This window comes from Gulosibacter massiliensis (assembly GCF_900626105.1).
Lineage (GTDB): Bacteria > Actinomycetota > Actinomycetes > Actinomycetales > Microbacteriaceae > Gulosibacter > Gulosibacter sediminis.
In genome coordinates this window covers 409,642-428,131 of sequence record NZ_UYZX01000002.1, presented here as the reverse complement: position 1 = coordinate 428,131, position 18,490 = coordinate 409,642, and the positions used below count along the sequence as shown (strand labels likewise).

Here is an 18,490-nt window from a genome sequence, read left to right as displayed (position 1 = left end):
CGTTTGACCGTCAGGCGGATGCGGTGAGCCAGTCGACGAGCTCGGGCCAGGCCCGCTCGCCGACCTTGCGGCGCAGGAGGCCGTGGTGACCGAGACGCTCCGCGCCGAGTTGCTCAGGCGAGAAGGTGCGGCGATCGACACTGGCCGAAGTCAGGCGCGAGGTGAGCGCATCCATCCGACCGGGCGAGGCCCACGGGTCGTCCGAGGCGCCGATCGCAAGCACGTCGCTCGTCACCGCACCGGCGCGCGCCACCGCATCCATGCTCGGGTCGTCGAAAAAGTAGCCCGGTTTGCCCGCCCAACGGCCCCCGTTCGATCATGGCGGCCGCAGGGAGGTCCTCGCCGAGGCCGAGCCGCTTGCCGGGCATGTACCCGAGCGTGCGGCTCAGCGTCGGGCCGACGACGCCGAGGATCGCGCCGACCCGGTGCCGCTCCCCAGCGGGCTCGATCCTCTTCGTGTGCGCCACGTGCGACGACACGATCGCGAAGCGCGCGACGTCGTCGACGCCGTTGCCGAGCGCCATCGCGTGCCCGCCGATGCTGTGGCCAACCGCGGTGACCGGCACCGCCGGAAAGCGCGACCACGCCCACTCGGCGACCGCCGGCACGTCCTCCTGCATCCAGTCGCGCATGCGCAGGTGCTTGTGGCGACGCGGGTCGCCGGAAGCGCCCGTGCCGCGATAGTCGTAGGTCACGGCGGCGAGCCCGCGGCTCGTGAGGTACTCGGTGAAGGTCGAATAGAAGCGTTCCGGTGTCGCGGTGGCCGGGTTGACGATGACCACGCCGGTCGGGGTGCCCGCGGGGCGCCAGAGCGTCCCGGCAATCGGGCTCTTCGGACATTCGGTGGGGGTAGGGCTCGCCGGGTGAGGTTCGACGGGTAGGGGTCGAGGTCCCCGAGGATCAGAAGCGCTAACCACCTGATCCATTACGAGGACCTCGACGTGCTTCACCCTACTTCGGGGTGCGCTGACGCGCGCTCTGCCACTGACCCGTGTTCCCGCTGCGACCTCCTGCTCGGCCTCGACGGCGTCCATGTCGAGCACGTGGACCGCCGCAACGGACTACTGATCGTGACGGTCTCGAGTCCTGCGGCGCCTGCCGGTTGCCCGTCGTGCGGGACCGTGGCGACCGGCCGTGGACGTCGCCGCCGGCGGCTTCATGACGTGCCCGGCATGACACGGGTGCGAATCGTGTGGCGGCAGCGAGTCTGGCGGTGCGACGAGTCGGGCTGTGCACGACAGACGTTCGTGGAACAGCTGCCGTCTCTTGTCGCCCCGCGTGGGGCACTCACCCGACGCGCGGTCGTCTGGGCAGTCGGTCAGCTGCGTCGCGAACACGCCACGATCGAAGGATTGCGTCGCCAGCTGGGCACGTCGTGGAAGACGGTGTGGCGGGCCGTCGAGCCGGAGCTTGTGAAGCTCGCGGCCGATGAGTCCCGGTTCGAGAACGTGACAACGCTGGGCGTTGACGAGCACATCTGGCATCACGTCGACCCGCGCAAGCGCGGTCCGAAAGAGCTGACCGGGATGGTCGACCTCACCCGCGACAGCACCGGGAAGACGCGGGCCCGGCTGTTGGACCTCGTGCCGGGCAGGTCGGGGAAGGCCTACGCGACCTGGCTCAGCGCACGTGGCGACGCATTCCGCGAGCAGGTGAAGGTCGCGGCGCTGGATCCGTTCGCCGGTTACAAGACCGCGATCGACGACAAACTGCAAGATGCCACCGCCGTGCTGGACGCGTTCCATGTCGTCAAGCTCGGCACCGTCGCGGTCGACGAGGTTCGCCGTCGGGTCCAGCAAGACACTCTCGGCCATCGCGGTCGGAAAGGTGATCCGCTCTACGGGATCCAGACCATCCTCCGCGCCGGGGCTGAGAACCTCACCGACAAGCAGTGGGCGCGCCTGACCGCAGCCATCGAGGCGAACCCGGCCCACGACGAGGTGTTCGTCGCATGGCAGTGCGCGCAGCAACTTCGCTCGGCCTATCACCAGAAGGACCTCGCTGAGGGGCGACAGATCGCCGAGAAGGTCGTCGAGTCGTTCCACACCTGTCCGATCCCCGAGATCGCACGCCTCGGCCGCACCCTGCGACGCTGGCGCTCAGCGTTCCTCGCCTACTTCACCACCAGCCGAGCAAACAACGGCGGCACCGAAGCAATCAACGGGATCATCGAGCTGCATCGTCGCCTCGCTCGCGGCTTCCGCAACCGCGAGAACTACCGCCTACGAATGCTCCTCGCCGCCGGCGGACTCACCCCATGACCCCACCGAATGTCCGAAGAGCCGGCAATCGTGTCACCGCCGACCGAGATGGCGAGGCGTTCACTGCTCGACGTTGAGGCTGAAGACATGTCGAGGAGCCTAGGTCGGGGCGCAACCACCGAACCGGAATTTGGATGCTCTCGCCCATGTTCGAGCTCACGAGTCGCTGCGTGTTGTGCATCCATTCGAACCGCGGCTCGTTCGTTGAATTCGGATACACCACCCACAAAACTTGCACGAGCGCGAGCACATCAGACAATTTTCAGGATGTTTCGCGAATTGACTTGACTCACACACATTTGGGTGCGTACGTTAAACAGGTCTCAAGGAAAGGGGGCAGGAAGATGATTATTTCAACTCGGTACATCACGTCAGGCAATGTCTTTGCCGGCACGCCGATTTCCCTTCGCTGCGCCCCGGGAGTAGCCCTCCACTAGGCACCAAGCTGGGCCTCCGCCCGCTTGATCTGCGCGAATCAGCATCGCTGGCCCGATGCGGGAGACGTCTCTGCACTGCAGCCGTGCATCCACTCGATCATTCTCGAGCCGGGCACTAACGCACCGCCGCAATTCCCCACCGCCAATTCTTTGGCGTGCGCAATTATTCTTTGTGACTCGAAAGTCTTTCTCGTGAACAATAGCGTTCAACTCGTATCCACCGACCGCAATCACCAACATCTGTCCGTTCAATTACCCGTTCAAGAACAATTCGAAGGCCTTACGTTCTTCGACCGCGTTTCGCTCCGCATGGGCGTCTGGCTCGTGCTGCGCACCGAACGCCGGCGCGTCAAAGAGGCGCACGAGCGCGAGACCCTGCTGCTGCGCCACCGCCTGCAGCAGGAGGCCGAGAGCCTGCAGCTCGAGCGCGAACGCAAGTTCGCGGTGCCGGGCCTGCAGCGCCGCATATTCTAGGCGCGTGTGTCATGGCACCGCCGACGACACCAAAGGTGGGGCCCGGGGTGGTCGCTAGTCAGACTGCCCCGGGCGTCACCGACCAGTAGCGTGGCTTTCGCTATGAAGTTCACCCACGACACGCAGCGCGGCGCCTGGCTGCTCGACCGCGTCGGCGCTTGGTCCAGCGTCGGCGGCGTCGCCGGCACTGGCTTCGAGACGTATGCGCGCATCCTTCACCCCGTGCACGCGTGGCGTTTCGGCGACGACGTCGACGATTGGGGCTCAGCCTGCATCACCGAGAAGGCACGGTGGGGATGGGCGCGCGTCGCCGAGCGCAACGGTCGCGTCATGCATCCGCTCGTGCAATGGCGCAGACTCACCGACGACGGAACGGCGCTTTCTTTCACCGATGGTTGGGAGGTGTCGCAGAGCGATGAGGGGCGGCTTGACCCAGAATTGCTTGCAGCGCTGACGCAACACCTCGGCGCCGCGACGACCGCGCCCGACGATGTCACCGCCGGCGTCTGGACCGGCTGGGGCGAGCTCCACGACGGCGGCTCGAGCGCCTACATCGTCTTCGGCACCGACGAAGCCGAGGCGAAGCGCGAGCGGGCCCGGCTCGCGGCGGAGGCACGCGCATCCGTCGCACCCGAGGTGCGCAAGGCCGTGACCCGTGGCCCCTGGCTGCAGTGGCCCGGCCGCGAATTCCTCTTATTCGAGACGAGCCTCGCCGAGCTCAGAGACCCGAGCTGGATGCGCGGCGCCGGCCTCGGCGCAACGAACGGCGACGACGGGGTGACGCCGCAGCTGCTCTGGCCGGCCGACCGGGCCTGGGTCGTCGCGAGCGAGATCGACTGGGATTCGACGATCGTTGCGGGCAGCCGCGAGCTGATCGACGCAGTGCTCACTGACCCCACGTTCGAGGCGTTCGAGGTCGACGAACACTCGGATCTGTCTTGGGACGGTGACACTGTCAATCCGACGGGCAGCCAGCGCAACGGCTGAACCCACGTCGGCCGCGGCGCAGAGCACGGCAGACGCGGTCGCCCTAGCGGTCCTTCTCTGTGACGTTGTGAACGGTGTGATGGCGAGTTAGTTGGCCCAACGGCTCAACCAGGCAACGAGGCAAGGTGACCCAGCTGTCCCATATTTGACGCAGAAGGGATATATACCTCCTGCGCCGTATATGGGACACCTGGGTCACGAAGACCCGGTCAAATTGCGTGGGGTCGCGAACTTCGGTGCCAGTGGGGTCCCAAATCACTGTCGTGGCCGTCGCCGATCGGCGCCCTGATGACCGTCGCGTGAGCAGTGGCCCTCTCGGCGACGCGGCCGAGTGGAAGTGGGGTTCTCGGCCACGCAGCCGGATCGAAGTGGCGCGCTCAACGACGCGGTGCGAGCGGACGGGGCGCTGTCAGCGACAACTGGCGCGATGCTGACAGCGCCAGTTGTCGCTGACAGCGCCCCTGCGTACGACGAGAAACCGATGGCGCCGCGCAGGCCGGCCTCGGCGAACGGACAGGCCCTGGCCGGCACCCCACTCCCGTTTCCCGGCGCACCCGAACGGCCCAAGCTGGGAACTTCCAGAGCACCTAGAAATTTAGTTGCAGCTTGAAGCGATTAGTGCTTGTATTTAGTTGAAGCTGCAATAAAGGGCTGCGGCACGAAAAGGAGTTCAATCATGACCACCTTCACGATCTTCGGCACCGGCAACATGGCCAACGCGATCGGCGGCATCCTCGCTGCCGGCGGTGCGTCGGTCGAGCACATCAGCCACGAGCAGGGCGCGAACGCGACCGTCTCGCGCGACGTTGTCATCCTCGCGGTCCCCTTCCCCGCCGTCGCGGAGATCGTCGCGAACTACGGCGAGCAGCTGAACGGCAAGGTAGTCGTCGACATCACCAACCCGCTTAACTTCGAGACCTTCGACTCGCTCGTCGTGCCCGAGGGCAGCTCCGCCGGCGCCGAGCTGCAGAAGCGGCTGCCGGGCGCTCGCGTGCTCAAGGCTTTCAACACGAACTTCGCCGCGACCCTCGCCTCTGGCAAGGTCGGCGAGAACGCCACCACCGTGCTCGTCGCGGGCGACGACGCCGACGCGAAGTCGCAGCTCGTAAGCGCCGTCGTCGCGGGTGGCCTCAAGGCCATCGACGCCGGCTCGCTCAAGCGGGCGCACGAGCTCGAAGCCCTCGGCTTCCTGCAGCTCACCCTCGCCGCGGGCGAGAAGATTCAGTGGACCGGCGGCTTCGCTGTCGTCGCGTAGTTTTCGCAGCCACAATAGGGGGAGGGCCTCGACTTCGGTCGAGGCCCTCCCCCTATTGTTTCCGCCGTCGCGAACATCGGAAACGAAAAAACCCTCGCGCTCGCGAGGGTTTTCATTGGCTGGGGTACCTGGACTCGAACCAAGAACAACGGTACCAGAAACCGCCGTGTTGCCAATTACACCATACCCCATTGGTGCGCCCGCCGACCCGTGGAAGAGGCCGCGGCACAACGAATTACTTTACAGGGTTTCGAGCGAAACGCAAAATGGGCAGAACTTCGGCAACCGCTCACCTCCGGGCGCAATACTCACCGTGACAGGAACCAGCAACCAGCAACACCACGGAGGCACCATGATCACTGAGTTCGGCAACGTCATGATCTACGTCGAAAACCCTCGCGAGGTCGCGGATTTCTGGGTCGACACCGTCGGCTTCACCAAGGTCGACGAGCAGGCGGTCGACGGCACGACCCTCTTCATCGAACTCACCCCGACAGCGGACTCCGACGCCCACATCACGCTCTTCGATCGCAACGTCGTCGCGCAGTCCTCGCCCGAGCTCGACCTCGCGACCCCGTCCATCCTCTTCAAGAGCCCGAACATCACCGAGATGCGCGAGACGCTCGCCGCCGCCGGCACGACGGTCGGCGACATCGTCGAGGCGGGCGGCATGACCACCTTCAACTTCGCCGACCCCGAAGGCAACTGGTTCGCGGTCCAGCAGGTCGCGTAACGCAACCAATTCGAGAGGAGCCCCCGATGGCTTCCACCACCTCGCGCGAACCCCCCGTTCCACACCCCGGTCGTCGTGCTCACGAGCCAGCCGCGCGAGCCGCTGCACCTCGAGGGCGGCACGAGCTTCTACTTCTTCGATGGCCCCGCGGATGCGGCGCTCGCCTACGCTCGCGAACTCGCGCCCGGCACCGACGTGCGCATCGGCGGTGGCGCCACGACGGTGCGCGAGTTCCTCGCCGCCGACCTCATCGACGAACTGCACATCGCCATCGCGCCGATCGTGCTTGGTCGCGGCGAGCGACTCTGGGACGGTCTCGAGGGGCTCGAGGAACGGTTCAACATCGAGTCCGTCACTTCGCCGAGCGGGGTCATCCACCTGATGCTCTGGCGGCGCGGCTAACTGTGCCGGGCCACCCACGTGCCGCCGGGCGTTCGCGCTCAGCGGCACATTTCTGTGCGCACCCGGGGCGCCAGCCCTGGCCCCGCATCGGGCTCGCCTGTAGACTAGGCAGTCGGTCCTCCTGTGAGGCCCATCGTCGCTGACGTAACTTGCCCGGGCATTCCAGCACCGTGCGGCACTCTTCCGCGGCGAACCGATGCGCAACATCTTGCGCACTCGCCGACTAAGTCACGATGCATGCTGCGCGACGCAACCCGTCGTGCTGGAGCCCGTGGCTGCACACCGAAAGCACAACTTGACTTCACCTACCTTCGCCGAGCTCGGCGTTCCGGCCCCCATGGCCACCGCCCTCGAGCAGAACGGCAAGACCACCGCCTTCCCCATCCAGCGCGACACCCTCCCCGACTCGCTCGCCGGCCGCGACGTGCTCGGCCGCGGCCGCACCGGCTCGGGCAAGACCATCGCCTTCGGCATCCCGCTCGTCGCGAACCTCGCGAAGGATGCGCAGGCGAAGCGCAAGCAGGCCCGCCCGCGCGGCCTCGTGCTCGCGCCGACACGTGAGCTCGTCACGCAGATCGCCGAGACCATCGAGATGCTCGGCACCCCCATGGGCGTGCGCGTCACCACGATCTTCGGCGGCGTTTCGCAGAAGCGCCAGGAAGATGCCCTCAACCGCGGCGTCGACATCGTCGTGGCCGCGCCGGGTCGCCTCGACGACCTCATGCGCCAGGGCGTTGTGAGCCTCGACTCTGTTGAGATCACCGTGCTCGACGAGGCCGACCACATGGCCGACATGGGCTTCCTGCCCGTCGTCACGCGCATCCTCAACGCCACCCCGAAGCGCGGCCAGCGCCTGCTGTTCAGCGCGACCCTCGACGGTGGCGTCGACGGCGTCGTGAAGAAGTACCTGCACTCCCCCGTGCTGCACTCGGTCGACAGCGCCGAGTCGCCCGTGCCGCAGCTCACGCACCACGTGTTCGAGGTCTCGGGCAAGAACGACAAGGATGCCCTCATCGAGGCGCTCGCGTCGGGCACCGACCGCCGCATCTTCTTCACGCGCATGAAGCACCAGGCGAAGAAGCTCGCGCGCCACCTGACGGCCCGGGGCATCCCCGCCGTCGAACTGCAGGGCAACCTCTCGCAGAACGCGCGCGACCGCAACCTCGCGGAATTCGTGAACGGCGAGGCCAAGGTGCTCGTCGCGACCGACGTCGCCGCGCGCGGCGTGCACGTCGATGGCGTCACCCTCGTGGTGCACATCGACCCGCCCGTCGAGCACAAGGCCTACCTGCACCGCTCGGGCCGCACCGCGCGTGCCGGCAACGAGGGTGACGTCGTCACGATCGTGCTGCCCGAGCAGCGCGGCGAGATGAAGCAGCTGCTGCGCGCCGCGAAGATTCGCGTGACGCCCGAGCAGGTCACCGCAACGAGCGCATCGGTCGCGCCCCTCGTGGGCGAGATCGCCGAGCGCGTCGACCCGAAGGTCACCGAGCGCAAGCGCGCCGACGCGCAGACGGCCCAGCAGCGCGCCAACGGCCAGGCTCCGGCCGGCGAGGGCCGCTCGCAGGGTGCCAACGCGAAGCGCAAGCGCTCGCGCGGCGGCCGCGGTCGCAGCAACGGTTCGGGCCAGGGTCAGAGCCAGGGCCGGGGCGACTCGCAGTCGCAGTCGCGCGGCGACAGCCCGCGGCAGAACACCGGCGGGCACCGCTCCGCGGGCGAGCGCGCCGGCAACGGCCAGCGTTCGGGTTCGGGTCAGCGTTCTGGCTCGACTTCGGGCAAGTTCGCGAGCCAGTTCCCGTCGCAGGGTTCGGGCCAGCGCCGCGGCGGCCGCCGCGCGCAGAGCCCCGGCGGCAGCACCCGCTAACTAGCTGATCGTCGCGGCTCGCCGCGATGAAGTTGGACGAAGGCCGAGATTTTGGTGGTTTGAACGGGCTGAGCCCGTTCAAACCACCAAAATCTCGGCCTTCGTCCGTGTTTCCGAAGTGTCTCCGAAAACAGCGCCCAACTACCGCGCCCCGACCGCCGCGAGCGCGCCGGCGAGGTCGGCGCGCAGGTCCTCGACCGACTCGATGCCAACCGAGAGCCGCACGAGCCCGTCGTGAATGCCGAGCGCGGCGCGGCGCTCGGGCGTGAAGTTCACGTGGGTTGTCGTGCCGGGGTGAATCGCGAGCGAGCGGGTGTCGCCGATGTTCGTCATGCGCGAGAACACGCGCAGGTGATCGATGAAGGTGCGGGCGCCCTCGAGGCCGCCCTCGACTGTCACCGAGAACACCGAGCCGCTGCGCCCACCGTAGAGGCGCTGCGCGAGCTCAAAGTCGCGGCCGCCCGGCAGCCCCGCGTAGTCGACTGACTCGACGCCCGGCTGCTCGGCGAGCCAGAGCGCGAGCTCGTGCGCGTTCGCGGAGTGTCGCTCGAGTCGCAGCGACAGCGTCTCGAGGCCCTGCTGCAGCAAGAACGCGTTGAACGGCGACAGCGTCGCGCCGAAGTCGTACAGCTGGTTGAACCGCACGTACTGCTCGAATGCTCGGCGTTCGCCCCAGCGCGTCACTGCGTCGGCGAGCTGCGGGTAGCGGTCGGCATTCGCTGCCCAGTCGAAGGTGCTGCCGTCGACGACGACGCCCGAGAGCGTCGCGCCGTGCCCGCCGAGAAACTTCGTCGATGAGTGCACGACGATGTCGGCGCCGTGCTCGATCGGGCGAATTAGCGCGGGCGTACCCACCGTGTTGTCGACGATGAGCGGCACGCCGGCCTCGCGGGCGATCGCCGCCACCGCGGCGACGTCGACAATGTCGTTCTTCGGGTTCGGAATCGTCTCGGTGAAGACGGCGCGCGTCTCGGGCCGCAGCGCCGCCCGCCATTCGTCGGTGTCGCGCCAGTCGGCGACAAACGAGACCGAGATGCCGAGCCGGCTCAGCGTCCGCTCGAAGCCGGCGATCGTGCCGCTGTAGATGCTCGCGGTCGAGACGAAGTGGTCACCCTGGCTGCACAGCGCGAGAATCGTCGCCATGATCGCGGCGCTACCCGACGCAAACGCGACGGCACCCGAACCGCCCTCGAGCGAGGCGACGCGCTCCTCGGCCACCTCGACGGTCGGGTTGAGGTGGCGCGAATACAGCTGGCCGTCCTCGACGCCCGCGAAGCGATCCCAGGTGTCCTGAAATGAGTCGAAGCGAAACGCGTTGCTCACGTGAATCGGCACGACCCGGTCGCCATGGTCGGCGTTCGGCCGCTCGCCCGCGTGCACCTGGCGCGTGTCGAAACCGAACGCATCCCAGTCGTAGTTCGGCGGCACGACGCCGTCGTGGGGCGTCGTCATTGGCCGACCAGTTCGGCCGCCCGCAACTGCTCCACGAGCGGAATCACCTGCTCGCCGAAGCGAATCAGGTCGCCCTCGGGGTCGGCGAACTGCAGCAGCAGCACGTCGAGGCCGACGCGCTCGAACTCGAGGATGCGCCGGGCCACCTGCTCTGGCGTGCCGACGAAGTTCGGGCGCAGGCCGCGGTTCGACACCGAGTAGTCCTCGAGCGAGACGTTGACGTTGAGTTCTGACTTCGAAATGAAGTCCTGGTACGACTCGAAGCCGGGCGAGCCCTCAGCGACGTTCGTGATGCGTTCACGCTCGGCGAGGGCCTCTTCTTCGGTGTCGCGCACGATCGCGAACGCGGCCATGCCGAATTGCTTGAACGGCGCGAGCCCGGTCGCCTCGCGGCGCACGCGCATGTCGGCGATTTTCTCTTCGAGCTCGTCAACGGTGCCGCCGTGCGTCAGGTACGAGTCGGCGTACTGCGAGATGGATGCGCGGCCGGCCGCTGATTCGCCGCCCGCGAAGATGTGCGGCGCGGGGCTCGGCTTCGGCTGCAGGTGCGTGCCCTCGAACTTGATGAACTCGCCGTCGAAGTTCGCGACGTCGTCGCGCCAGAGCGTCGTCATCGCATCTACGTACTCGCGCGTGAACGCGTAACGGTCGTCGTGCGCAGCGAACTCGATGCCGTACTGGCGCGCCTCCTCGGCCCACCACCCCGACACGACGTTGATGCTGAAGCGGCCGCCCGTGAGGTACTGCAGCGTCGCCGCCTGCTTCGCGGTGAGCTGCACCGGCTGGTGGTAGATCGGGCGAATCGCGGCGAGAATCTCGAGCTTCTCGGTCGAGGCCCCGAGCGCTGAGGCGAGCGACCAGGCGTCGAGCACCGGCCCATCCGCCCCGCCGATGTCGCTGAGGTTGAGTTCGAGAATCAGCGTGATGTCGAAGCCGACCCGCTCGGCCGCGCGCGCGATGCGTTGTTGTGCCGCGAGGTCGATCGGGAAGGTCTCATCAACGTTGCGAAGCCAACGATCCATCGTCGGCGTCCAGTAGCCAAAGCGCATGTGGGGAGGGTTACTTTCGGAGCTGGTCGAGTTCGCGGCCGAGCGCGCGAACGAGGGATGCGGCGGCCGACGCGGGGGCGATGGCCTCGACGTCGGGGTTGTAGTTCGTGTTCGTGTTGATGTCGTAGACGACGCGGCGGCCGTCGACCGTCTCCATGAACTCGATGCCCGCGACCTCGATGCGGTTCGCGGCGAGGAAGTCGCGCAGGCGCACGATGAGCTCGTCGTCGGCGGTCACCGATTCGCGGATGCTGAACAGGCTGTCGGCCCCGACCTCGCACGCGGCGGCGGCCGGCGCGAAGTCGCCGAGCTGAATCGTCGTGGCCGCCAGTGCCTCGACCTCGACGCCACCCGCGCCGACGGGCACGGCGCACGCCTCGGCCGGGCACAGCTCGAAGCTGCCGGCCGACGTGTCGACGCGCACGGCGTAGACGAACTCGCCGTCAACGAACTCGGCGCGCGTGATGAACGCCTCCGCGCCGACGAGGTATTCCTGCAGCAGCGTGATGCCGTCGATCGGCTCCTCGAAGTCGGGCCCGTCGACGTAGGCGACAAACTCCTCGAGGCGGTCGAAGCGGCGCACGCCCAGGCCCTTGCCGCCCTGGTTGTGCTTCGTGATGAACGGGGTCGCGAGCTCGGTGGCGCGGGCGACCAGCTCATCTTTGCCGAACACCGCGACGGTGTGCGGCACATCGAAGCCGGCTGCCGCGAGCGCGGAGGTCTGCGCCAACTTCGACACCTCGAACTCGATGACGTGGGCGCCATTGACGACGCGGCGACCGTGCGCTTCGAGCCAGCGCAGCGCCGCGCGGGCGTAGTCCTTGGCGTTGCCGTGGTCGCGCGTGTGTGACGAGGCGCTGAGGCGCGACCAGAAGACGCCCTGCGGAGGCTCGGCCGCGAGGTCGATCGAGCCCGAGATGAGCTCGATCTCGCGCAGCGGCACACCCTGCGCGGCGAACGCCTCGCGCAGCGGCGGCAACCAGGCTTCGTTTTCGTGCAGCACGTAGACGGCAGGCTCGGCCCGTGGCGTGAAGTCGCTCATCAAATTTCGAATTCCTCGAATCGGCCGAAGCGGCCGCGGTAGTACGCAAGTGGTCCGCCGGATGCGGCGGTCGCCTCAAGCGCGCGGCCAAAGTACACCGTGTGGGTGCCGCCGACCGGCGTGTCCATGACCTCGCAAACGATCGTCGCGAGCGCGTCGTCGAGCGTCGGCACGCCGCCGAACTGCGAGAGGCTGTAGTTCACGCTCGCGAACTTGTCGTCGTTCTTGCGCGAGAAGTGCTTCGCCAGCTCGGCGTTGTGCTCGCCGAGGATGTTCACGGCGAAGTAGCCCGAGCCGGTCACGGCCGGGTTCGTCGTGCTCGTCTTGTTGAGGCAGACGAGCACCGACAGCGGGTCCATCGACAACGAGGAGAAGGCGGATGCGGTCGAGCCGTAGAGCTTGTCGCCGAATGCGGTCGTGACGACGGTGACGCCCGAGGCGAAGTGGCCGACGACGTTCTTAAACTCGGCCTCGGTCAGCGCGTCGAACTGCGTGTGCGTGGTGGTGTTGGTGTCTGTCATAGTGCGAACTCCCGATCTTCTGCATCTTCCACCGTCTCGCTGAACGCCCCACGGTACCGGGCGGCCGGGTGCGTCTCGAGCGCCCTCGCCTGGCCCTCACCGTAGAGGCCCTCGCGCAGGGTCGTGCCGGTGTACTCGGTCTGGGCACGGCCGCGTCGCTGCAGCTCGGGGACGACGTAGTCAACGAGGTCCTCGAAGCTGCCCGGCGTCACGGCGTAGGCGAAGTTGAAGCCGTCGAGCCCGCCGACCTCGACCCAGCGCTCAAGTTCGTCGGCAACGGTTTCGGGCCCGCCCACGATGACGGGGCCCATGCCGCCGATGCCGCGGCGGGAGACGATGTCATTGACCGTCCACTGCACCGTGTTGTCCGAAGACGCAAGCGATGCGAGCACCGAGCGCAGGCTGTCGTTGTCGACGGCCTCGAGCGGCTGATCGCGGTCGAACTTCGAGTAGTCGATGCCCGTCCATCCGCCGTAGAGCGCGAGCACGCCCTCGGGGCTGGCGTAGCTCAGGTAGTCCTTGAGCTTCTCGATCGCCTTGGCGTCGTTCTCATCGGTGACGACGGTGACGAGGGCGAAGATCTTCACGTCGTCGCGCGAGCGGCCCTGGGCCTCGGCGCGGTCGCGGATGTCGTCGGTGATGACGCGCGCACCCTCGGGGGCTGCCGGCGAGATGAACACGCCCTCGCCGTGGGAGGCGGCGAAGGTGCGGCCGCGGGGCGAGGCGCCGGCCTGGAAGATCACCGGCGTGCGCTGCGGCGACGGCTCGGTGATCGCGAAGCCGGGCACCGAGAAGTGGGTGCCTTCGTGCTTGATCGGGTGCACCTTGGCGGGGTCGGCGAAGATGCCGTTCGCTTGGTCAAACACGACCGCGTCGTCGTCCCACGAGCCCTCGAGCAGCTTGTAGACGACGTCGAGGAATTCTTCGGCGAGCTCGTAGCGGTCGTCGTGGCCGAGCTGCTTTGTGAAGCCGTGGTTGAGTGCGGCCGAGTTGAGGTACGAGGTCACGACGTTCCAGGCCACGCGGCCCTTCGTGAGGTGGTCAAGGGTCGCGATGCGGCGTGCGAAGGGGAACGGCTGGTCGTAGGTGACGGCGGCGGTGACGCCGAAGCCGAGGTGCTTCGTGACGGCGGCCATGGCGGGCACCTGCAGGAACGGGTCGTTGACCGGGGTCTGCGCACCGTCGCGGAGCGCGGCTGCGGCCGAGCCACGGAAGACGTCGTAGGTGCCGAGCACGTCAGCGATGAAGATGCTGTCGAAGCGGCCGCGCTCGAGCGTTTGGGCGAGGTTCGTCCAGTAGTCGAGGTCCTTGTAGCGGTGCGCCTGGCTTTCGGGGTGGCGCCACGTGCCCGAGCTTTGGTGCGTCGTCGTGGTCATGTCGAACGCGTTGAGAATAATGCGTTTCGCCATCGGCGTTCCGTTCTCTCGAGGTCAGTTGGCAGCGCGCACGAGGGGCGCGACCAGTTCATCTTGTGGGCGATGGCTCGCCGAAGCGAACCACCGTGACCCCGAGTTACAGCTATTACGGTGTGTGACGAGTTGGGCGATTGGGGCTAGCGAAGATCGTCGAGTTCGCGCAGCAGGTTCACGCGGGCCCGGTCTTCCCAGTGGTCGCGGCCGTAGTCGGTGAAGAAGAGTTGCGGGCGACCGACGAGGTCGTCGACCTGCTTGCGGCGGCGCGCTCGCCACGCCCGCCCACTCAGCTCCGGCAGCTCGACGCGGATGCCCTCGATGTTCTCTTCGTACGCATCCCAGTCGAGCGCGAGGCCGACCAGGTCGGCGTCGGACACCCGCGCGCCGGCCGCGTCCTGCGCATCCGGCCAGTGGTTGATGGTGATGAGGATGAGCCGGGTCACCTCGTCGAGTTCGCCATCGGTGAGGTTGCCCCAGAGCAGCTGCTCGGCGATGTCGACCGACGCGTGCTCGTCGTCGGGTGACGTGTTGGTGTGCACGGCGTCGTGGCACCAAAAGGCGATCTTCTCGAGCTGCGTGCCGCCAAGCGTGTCGAGCGCCGCGAGGCCCGACTCGAGGTGGGTCACGCCGTGGTAGTCGCGGTGGGGCTCCTGCCACATCTCAAGCAGCCGCTGCTGCACAGAGTCGGGCAGCCCGGCCGTGTCGAGATTGCCGCCGTCATTGGTCACCACAGTCGCACCACTCCATACGCGATTCCAGCGAACGCGGCCGCCCAGAGCATGCTCGCGAACGTTCCAATAATGAAGAGCTCGCCCACGCGAGAGTCGGCCTGCGCACGCAACTCGGGGTATCGCCCGAGGCCCTTGATCGCGATGATCATCGCGAGGCCGGCCGGGAAGCCGGCGACGAGCGTCGCGTACACGGCGGCGCGCTCGAGGATGCCGATCCAGCGGCCCCCGCGCAGCACGCGGCCGGTCTCGAGCAGCGGCAGGCCTGATTCGGCCGACGGCTGCGGTGCATCGATGCGGCGCAGCAGAAAGCGAACGACCGGGTTGCCGAGCAGCGCGACCACGCCGAGGGCGGCGATGATGAGGGCCTTGAGCAGCAGCTCGAGGGGGTCCATTTCGCCTCCTACGGTGTGGGATGTTCGGGTGTAGTTCGCTCGCGGGCACTGAAGGTTTGGGCTTCATTTCTGAGAAATGAAGGTTTGCTTCGCGGTACGCGAGGCGCGCCTGTTGATTGTCGCAGTTTCAGCCAGGGCGTGTCGTGCCACGCCGAGGCTGGCCGCTAACGCAAGTCAAGCAGCAGCATGCGACATTGCGGCCACTCCACCTCAGCCTCCACCCCTTCCAAAGCAGTCAAAATGAAGGTAAACTCTTCATATGAGCAAAATGAAGGCAAATACTTCATGCGTGGCGCTGCTTGTTGACATCGTCGACTCGCGCGGCTCTGATCGCTCGGCGGCCCACGCGGCGATTCTCGACGCGCTGCCCCAACTCGACTCTGCGGCAGCGCTTGAGCCACTGCATCCCACCGTTGGCGACGAACTGCAGGGCATCTACCCCACGCTCGGTGCAGCGCTCGCTGCGAGCTACCGACTGCGACTCCTGCTCGACGGCGTGGTCGAGTTGCGCTTCGGCCTCGGCGGCGGCGAGGTTCGAGTGATCGACGAAGAGCGCGACATACAGGACGGCAGCGCGTGGTGGCGCGCCCGCGAAGCGATCGAGGCCTCCGAAGCCCTCGAAAACGACCCGCAATATGTCGACGTTCGCACCGGCATTGTCGACGGTCGCGAGGCCGCCAACCCGCTGGCACGGGTGACCGTGGAGCTCGTGGATGCGCAGCTCGCGCGGCTCCGCGCCGGCGCGCGCCACAGCCTCCGCCTCTTGCTCGATGGCGTCGACAATCAGCGCGCCGCGGAAGCCCTCGGCATCAGCGCATCCGCGAACTCGCAGCGGGTGCGCACGAATCAGCTGCGCATCCTCGCCGACACCATCGCCGAGCTCGGCAAGCTCGCGTAGACGGCAAAGCCGCACCGCGCCGAGACGGGCAGCGGCACGCAATATCCAGCGTCGTCGATTCATGTCGTAGGCCCGTGGTGCACTTGCTTCAGCTCCACGGGACTTCGACTCGCACGACGAGAGGATGCACGCCGAAGCACGTGGGCTTAATTAGCATGTTTGTTCTAATGCACTGAAGATTCCTCTTGCCTTTCTGTTCTATTGCTGGGAGAATTGACACATCCCGCGAAGGAGGTGCAGCCCGATGCCATCTACGCCACCAGCCGACGACCACTTCGACTCCGCCACGCCTCCTCCCGAAACCGATGGACTCAACGAGCCGCTACAGCAGATCGGCGACTTCCTCGTCGAGGTGAAGGCGGCACGCGGCAAGGCCGACGCCGCCGAGGCACAGGCGCTCTCGGCCGCGTTCCTCATCACCGAGCAGCGGTCACACGCCGAACGTGCGGAACACCCGCATCGCGGGGCGTATGCCGAGCTCTTTCGCCACAACCTTCGCTCGATCATGGGCTCCTATGGCGCCCTCCTCAACCTCAGCGACGCCGCACTGATCACGCGCGCGCACGCCTCACACCGGCTCACCTCAAAGTTCGCCTCTTGGCTCGAGCCGTTGCGCGCCGGCGAAGTCTCGAAGCAACAAGTTGACTCGATGCTGCGGCATTCGAAAGACCTGCCCGACGAGGTCCTCGACTCCTACGGCGAGCAGGTGCTCAACTATGCCAAGACGCACCTCCCCGGCAAGACCGAGAAATTCGCCGAGCGCCAGGCCGCACGGCTCGCGGCAAGCGAGTTCGAAGAGAACCATGCCCGCGAGGTACAAGAACGCCGCGTCGTCATCCAAGATGTCGAGAACGGCATGTCTTGGCTCTCGGCGTACCTGCCCTCGAGCATGGCGAACGCTGCGTTCGACCTGCTGACCACCGAGGCCAAAATCCTGCGCGATGAGAACAAGCGCGAGATCGCCGAACACAACGAAGCGAACGGCGGGGATGCATCTGGCACAGACGCCGACGACTTCCGGCCCGACGAGCGCACCATCGAGCAAATCCGGGCAGACCTCCTCCTCGACACCCTGCTCACCTCCACCCCGCAGGGCATCCTCGAGAGCAAGTCCGCCGGCAAACGGCGCGTGGAAGCCAACATCAGCATCGTCGTGCCCGTGCTCGCGCTTCGCGACCCAGAAGCGCCGCGCGACATCGCGACGCTCAACGGCACACAGCCGATGAGCGTCGAGGAGGCTCGCGACTGGTTCGGCGATGTGCCCTCGATCGAGCGCATCCTCACCGACCCCATCAACGGCCACGTCATTACGGCCGACACCCGGGTCGCGACCGCATCGCTCACCCGCTACCTACGTGCACGAGATCAAACTTGCCGGCACCCCGGTTGTCGCCGACCCGCGGCGAAATGCGAGCTCGATCACACCATTCCGTGGGAAATCGGCGGCAAAACCGTGCCCGAAAACCTGCAATACCTCTGCAAACGCCACCACATACAGAAACACCGCAAGCCCTGGCGAGTACGACATCTCGGCGGCGGCGTGCTCGAGTGGACCTCACCACTCGGCCATGTGTTCATCGATTACCCAGAACCGATGGGCCCAGTCATGGGCCCAGAGTTCAAGTACGCCGACGACCCGGCGCCGTTCTAGAACCCGGTCGCGTCGCGGTGCGCGGCGATCGCCGTGCGTGCGCCCTTGCCCGCCGAGATGATGAGCACCTCGGGCCCGGGCGCGGTGAGCTCGCCCGTCGCGTAGAGGTTCTGCACACGGGTGCGGCCGAAGTTGTCGGCGACGATGAGGCCCTCGGCATCAAGATCGGGCCGCAGGTCGTCGTCGAGAAACCCGATCTGTGCCTCGAACGCCGGCAGCACGAACGCCGCCTCGACCGGCACCACATCGCCATCGACGGTGCGCACGCCCGTCATGGTCGCGCGCTCCCCCACGACGTCCTCGATGTCGCGGCGGTCAACGGCCACACCGAGCAGCCGCAGCCGCTCGGCATCAACCTCGTGCACCTGCTCCTCGTTCGCAAACAGCGTCACGTGCGAGCCGATGCGCGACAACTGCGCGGCCCGGTACGCGAGCGTCTTCGCGCTCGGCACGCCAAACACCGCGATTGAGGCATCGCGCTTATTCCACGCATCGCACACGACACACGAGTGGATGTGCGTGCCGTAGTACGCGCGCAGGGTCGGCAACTCCGGAAAAATTTCCTTCAGCCCGGTCGCGAGAATTACGCGATCGCCATGCACGAGCCGTGCCCGCGTGCCGCGCACCCCCTTCGCCTCGACCCGGAATCCCTCGCCGTCACGCGAGATTCGCGTCACCTGCGCGAACTGAATCTCGGCGTTCTCGTACGCCTCGACCGACTCGCGGCCAGCGGCACGCAGCTCGTTCGGAGGAATGTTGTCGCGTGAGAGAAAGCCGTGCGCCTCCATCGTCGCCGAGTGCCGCGGCCGATTGCCGTCGAGCACGAGCACGCGGCGCAACTGCCGCGCAAGCAGCAGCGCCGCCTGCAGGCCGGCGGGGCCGCCGCCAACAATGACGACCTCGTAGTGGTCTTCCGGCGCGATGGTCAC

At 67.0% G+C, this 18,490-nt stretch carries 18 protein-coding genes and 1 tRNA gene; 9 read left to right on the top strand and 10 right to left on the bottom strand.

All coding sequences use genetic code 11. From position 1 onward, the window contains the following. Positions 1-113: 113 nt before the first annotated feature. The gene (locus EJL01_RS11770; RefSeq protein WP_241209217.1) at positions 114-782 is read right to left on the bottom strand and encodes a serine aminopeptidase domain-containing protein; all 669 of its coding nucleotides are present in this window, start codon (positions 780-782) and stop codon (positions 114-116) included. 159 nt (positions 783-941) lie between these two features. On the opposite strand from EJL01_RS11770, the gene EJL01_RS11765 reads away from it, so the two are divergent. The 4 genes from EJL01_RS11765 to EJL01_RS11750 all read left to right on the top strand — a co-directional run bounded on the left by EJL01_RS11765 (position 942) and on the right by EJL01_RS11750 (position 5,414). After that, complete coding sequence (locus tag EJL01_RS11765) at positions 942-2,261, top strand: ISL3 family transposase (protein WP_431834734.1); 1,320 nt, start codon at positions 942-944, stop codon at positions 2,259-2,261. Between the two features lie 461 nt (positions 2,262-2,722). Continuing rightward, entirely contained in the window at positions 2,723-3,172 is a 450-nt protein-coding gene (locus EJL01_RS11760) for a hypothetical protein (protein ID WP_125107820.1), read from the top strand. Positions 3,173-3,274: 102 nt separating this feature from the next. Continuing rightward, entirely contained in the window at positions 3,275-4,159 is an 885-nt protein-coding gene (locus EJL01_RS11755; RefSeq protein ID WP_125107819.1) for a hypothetical protein, read from the top strand. Positions 4,160-4,835: 676 nt separating this feature from the next. Continuing rightward, positions 4,836-5,414 (top strand): NADPH-dependent F420 reductase, encoded by a 579-nt coding sequence (locus EJL01_RS11750; protein WP_125107818.1) that lies wholly within the window; start codon positions 4,836-4,838, stop codon positions 5,412-5,414. A 116-nt stretch (positions 5,415-5,530) separates the two neighbouring features. On the opposite strand, the gene EJL01_RS11745 is transcribed toward EJL01_RS11750, so the two are convergent. Continuing rightward, positions 5,531-5,605 (bottom strand) — tRNA-Gln (locus EJL01_RS11745). 161 nt (positions 5,606-5,766) lie between these two features. Here EJL01_RS11745 and EJL01_RS13140 point away from each other — a divergent pair. From EJL01_RS13140 to EJL01_RS11735, 3 genes are all read left to right on the top strand, one after another. Beyond that, positions 5,767-6,147, top strand: a complete 381-nt coding sequence (locus EJL01_RS13140; RefSeq protein ID WP_193128325.1) for a VOC family protein — start codon at positions 5,767-5,769, stop codon at positions 6,145-6,147. Positions 6,148-6,222: 75 nt separating this feature from the next. Further along, positions 6,223-6,549, top strand: coding sequence for a dihydrofolate reductase family protein (locus EJL01_RS13135; protein WP_206427735.1), 327 nt, complete (start codon positions 6,223-6,225; stop codon positions 6,547-6,549). Positions 6,550-6,844: 295 nt separating this feature from the next. Next, positions 6,845-8,413 (top strand): DEAD/DEAH box helicase, encoded by a 1,569-nt coding sequence (locus EJL01_RS11735; protein ID WP_241209216.1) that lies wholly within the window; start codon positions 6,845-6,847, stop codon positions 8,411-8,413. Positions 8,414-8,554: 141 nt separating this feature from the next. Here the strand turns inward: EJL01_RS11735 and EJL01_RS11730 are convergent, their stop codons facing one another. The 7 genes from EJL01_RS11730 to EJL01_RS11700 all read right to left on the bottom strand — a co-directional run bounded on the left by EJL01_RS11730 (position 8,555) and on the right by EJL01_RS11700 (position 15,012). Then, positions 8,555-9,865 (bottom strand): O-acetylhomoserine aminocarboxypropyltransferase/cysteine synthase family protein, encoded by a 1,311-nt coding sequence (locus tag EJL01_RS11730; RefSeq protein ID WP_125107816.1) that lies wholly within the window; start codon positions 9,863-9,865, stop codon positions 8,555-8,557. Then, complete coding sequence (locus EJL01_RS11725) at positions 9,862-10,914, bottom strand: LLM class flavin-dependent oxidoreductase (protein ID WP_125107815.1); 1,053 nt, start codon at positions 10,912-10,914, stop codon at positions 9,862-9,864. Before EJL01_RS11725 ends, EJL01_RS11730 begins: the two co-directional genes overlap by 4 nt. 10 nt (positions 10,915-10,924) lie before the next feature. Next, complete coding sequence (locus EJL01_RS11720; RefSeq protein ID WP_125107814.1) at positions 10,925-11,956, bottom strand: ATP-grasp domain-containing protein; 1,032 nt, start codon at positions 11,954-11,956, stop codon at positions 10,925-10,927. Continuing rightward, positions 11,956-12,477, bottom strand: coding sequence for a flavin reductase family protein (locus tag EJL01_RS11715; RefSeq protein ID WP_125107813.1), 522 nt, complete (start codon positions 12,475-12,477; stop codon positions 11,956-11,958). The genes EJL01_RS11720 and EJL01_RS11715 overlap by 1 nt, the downstream gene beginning before the upstream one ends. Next, positions 12,474-13,886 (bottom strand): LLM class flavin-dependent oxidoreductase, encoded by a 1,413-nt coding sequence (locus EJL01_RS11710; protein WP_125107812.1) that lies wholly within the window; start codon positions 13,884-13,886, stop codon positions 12,474-12,476. The genes EJL01_RS11715 and EJL01_RS11710 overlap by 4 nt, the downstream gene beginning before the upstream one ends. Positions 13,887-14,029: 143 nt before the next feature. Beyond that, the gene (locus EJL01_RS11705; protein WP_125107811.1) at positions 14,030-14,620 is read right to left on the bottom strand and encodes an HD domain-containing protein; all 591 of its coding nucleotides are present in this window, start codon (positions 14,618-14,620) and stop codon (positions 14,030-14,032) included. Then, complete coding sequence (locus EJL01_RS11700) at positions 14,614-15,012, bottom strand: hypothetical protein (protein WP_125107810.1); 399 nt, start codon at positions 15,010-15,012, stop codon at positions 14,614-14,616. The genes EJL01_RS11705 and EJL01_RS11700 overlap by 7 nt, the downstream gene beginning before the upstream one ends. A gap of 289 nt (positions 15,013-15,301) precedes the next feature. Between EJL01_RS11700 and EJL01_RS11695 the strand changes: the two genes are divergently transcribed. Both EJL01_RS11695 and EJL01_RS11690 read left to right on the top strand, forming a co-directional pair. Then, positions 15,302-15,910 carry a SatD family protein gene (locus EJL01_RS11695; protein WP_164509815.1) on the top strand — a complete coding sequence of 203 codons (609 nt, stop codon included), beginning with the start codon at positions 15,302-15,304 and terminating at the stop codon, positions 15,908-15,910. A gap of 244 nt (positions 15,911-16,154) precedes the next feature. Then, positions 16,155-17,561, top strand: coding sequence for an HNH endonuclease signature motif containing protein (locus EJL01_RS11690; RefSeq protein ID WP_125107808.1), 1,407 nt, complete (start codon positions 16,155-16,157; stop codon positions 17,559-17,561). On the opposite strand, the gene EJL01_RS11685 is transcribed toward EJL01_RS11690, so the two are convergent. Further along, complete coding sequence (locus EJL01_RS11685; protein ID WP_125107807.1) at positions 17,558-18,490, bottom strand: NAD(P)/FAD-dependent oxidoreductase; 933 nt, start codon at positions 18,488-18,490, stop codon at positions 17,558-17,560. The two genes, EJL01_RS11690 and EJL01_RS11685, sit on opposite strands and share 4 nt — an antisense overlap.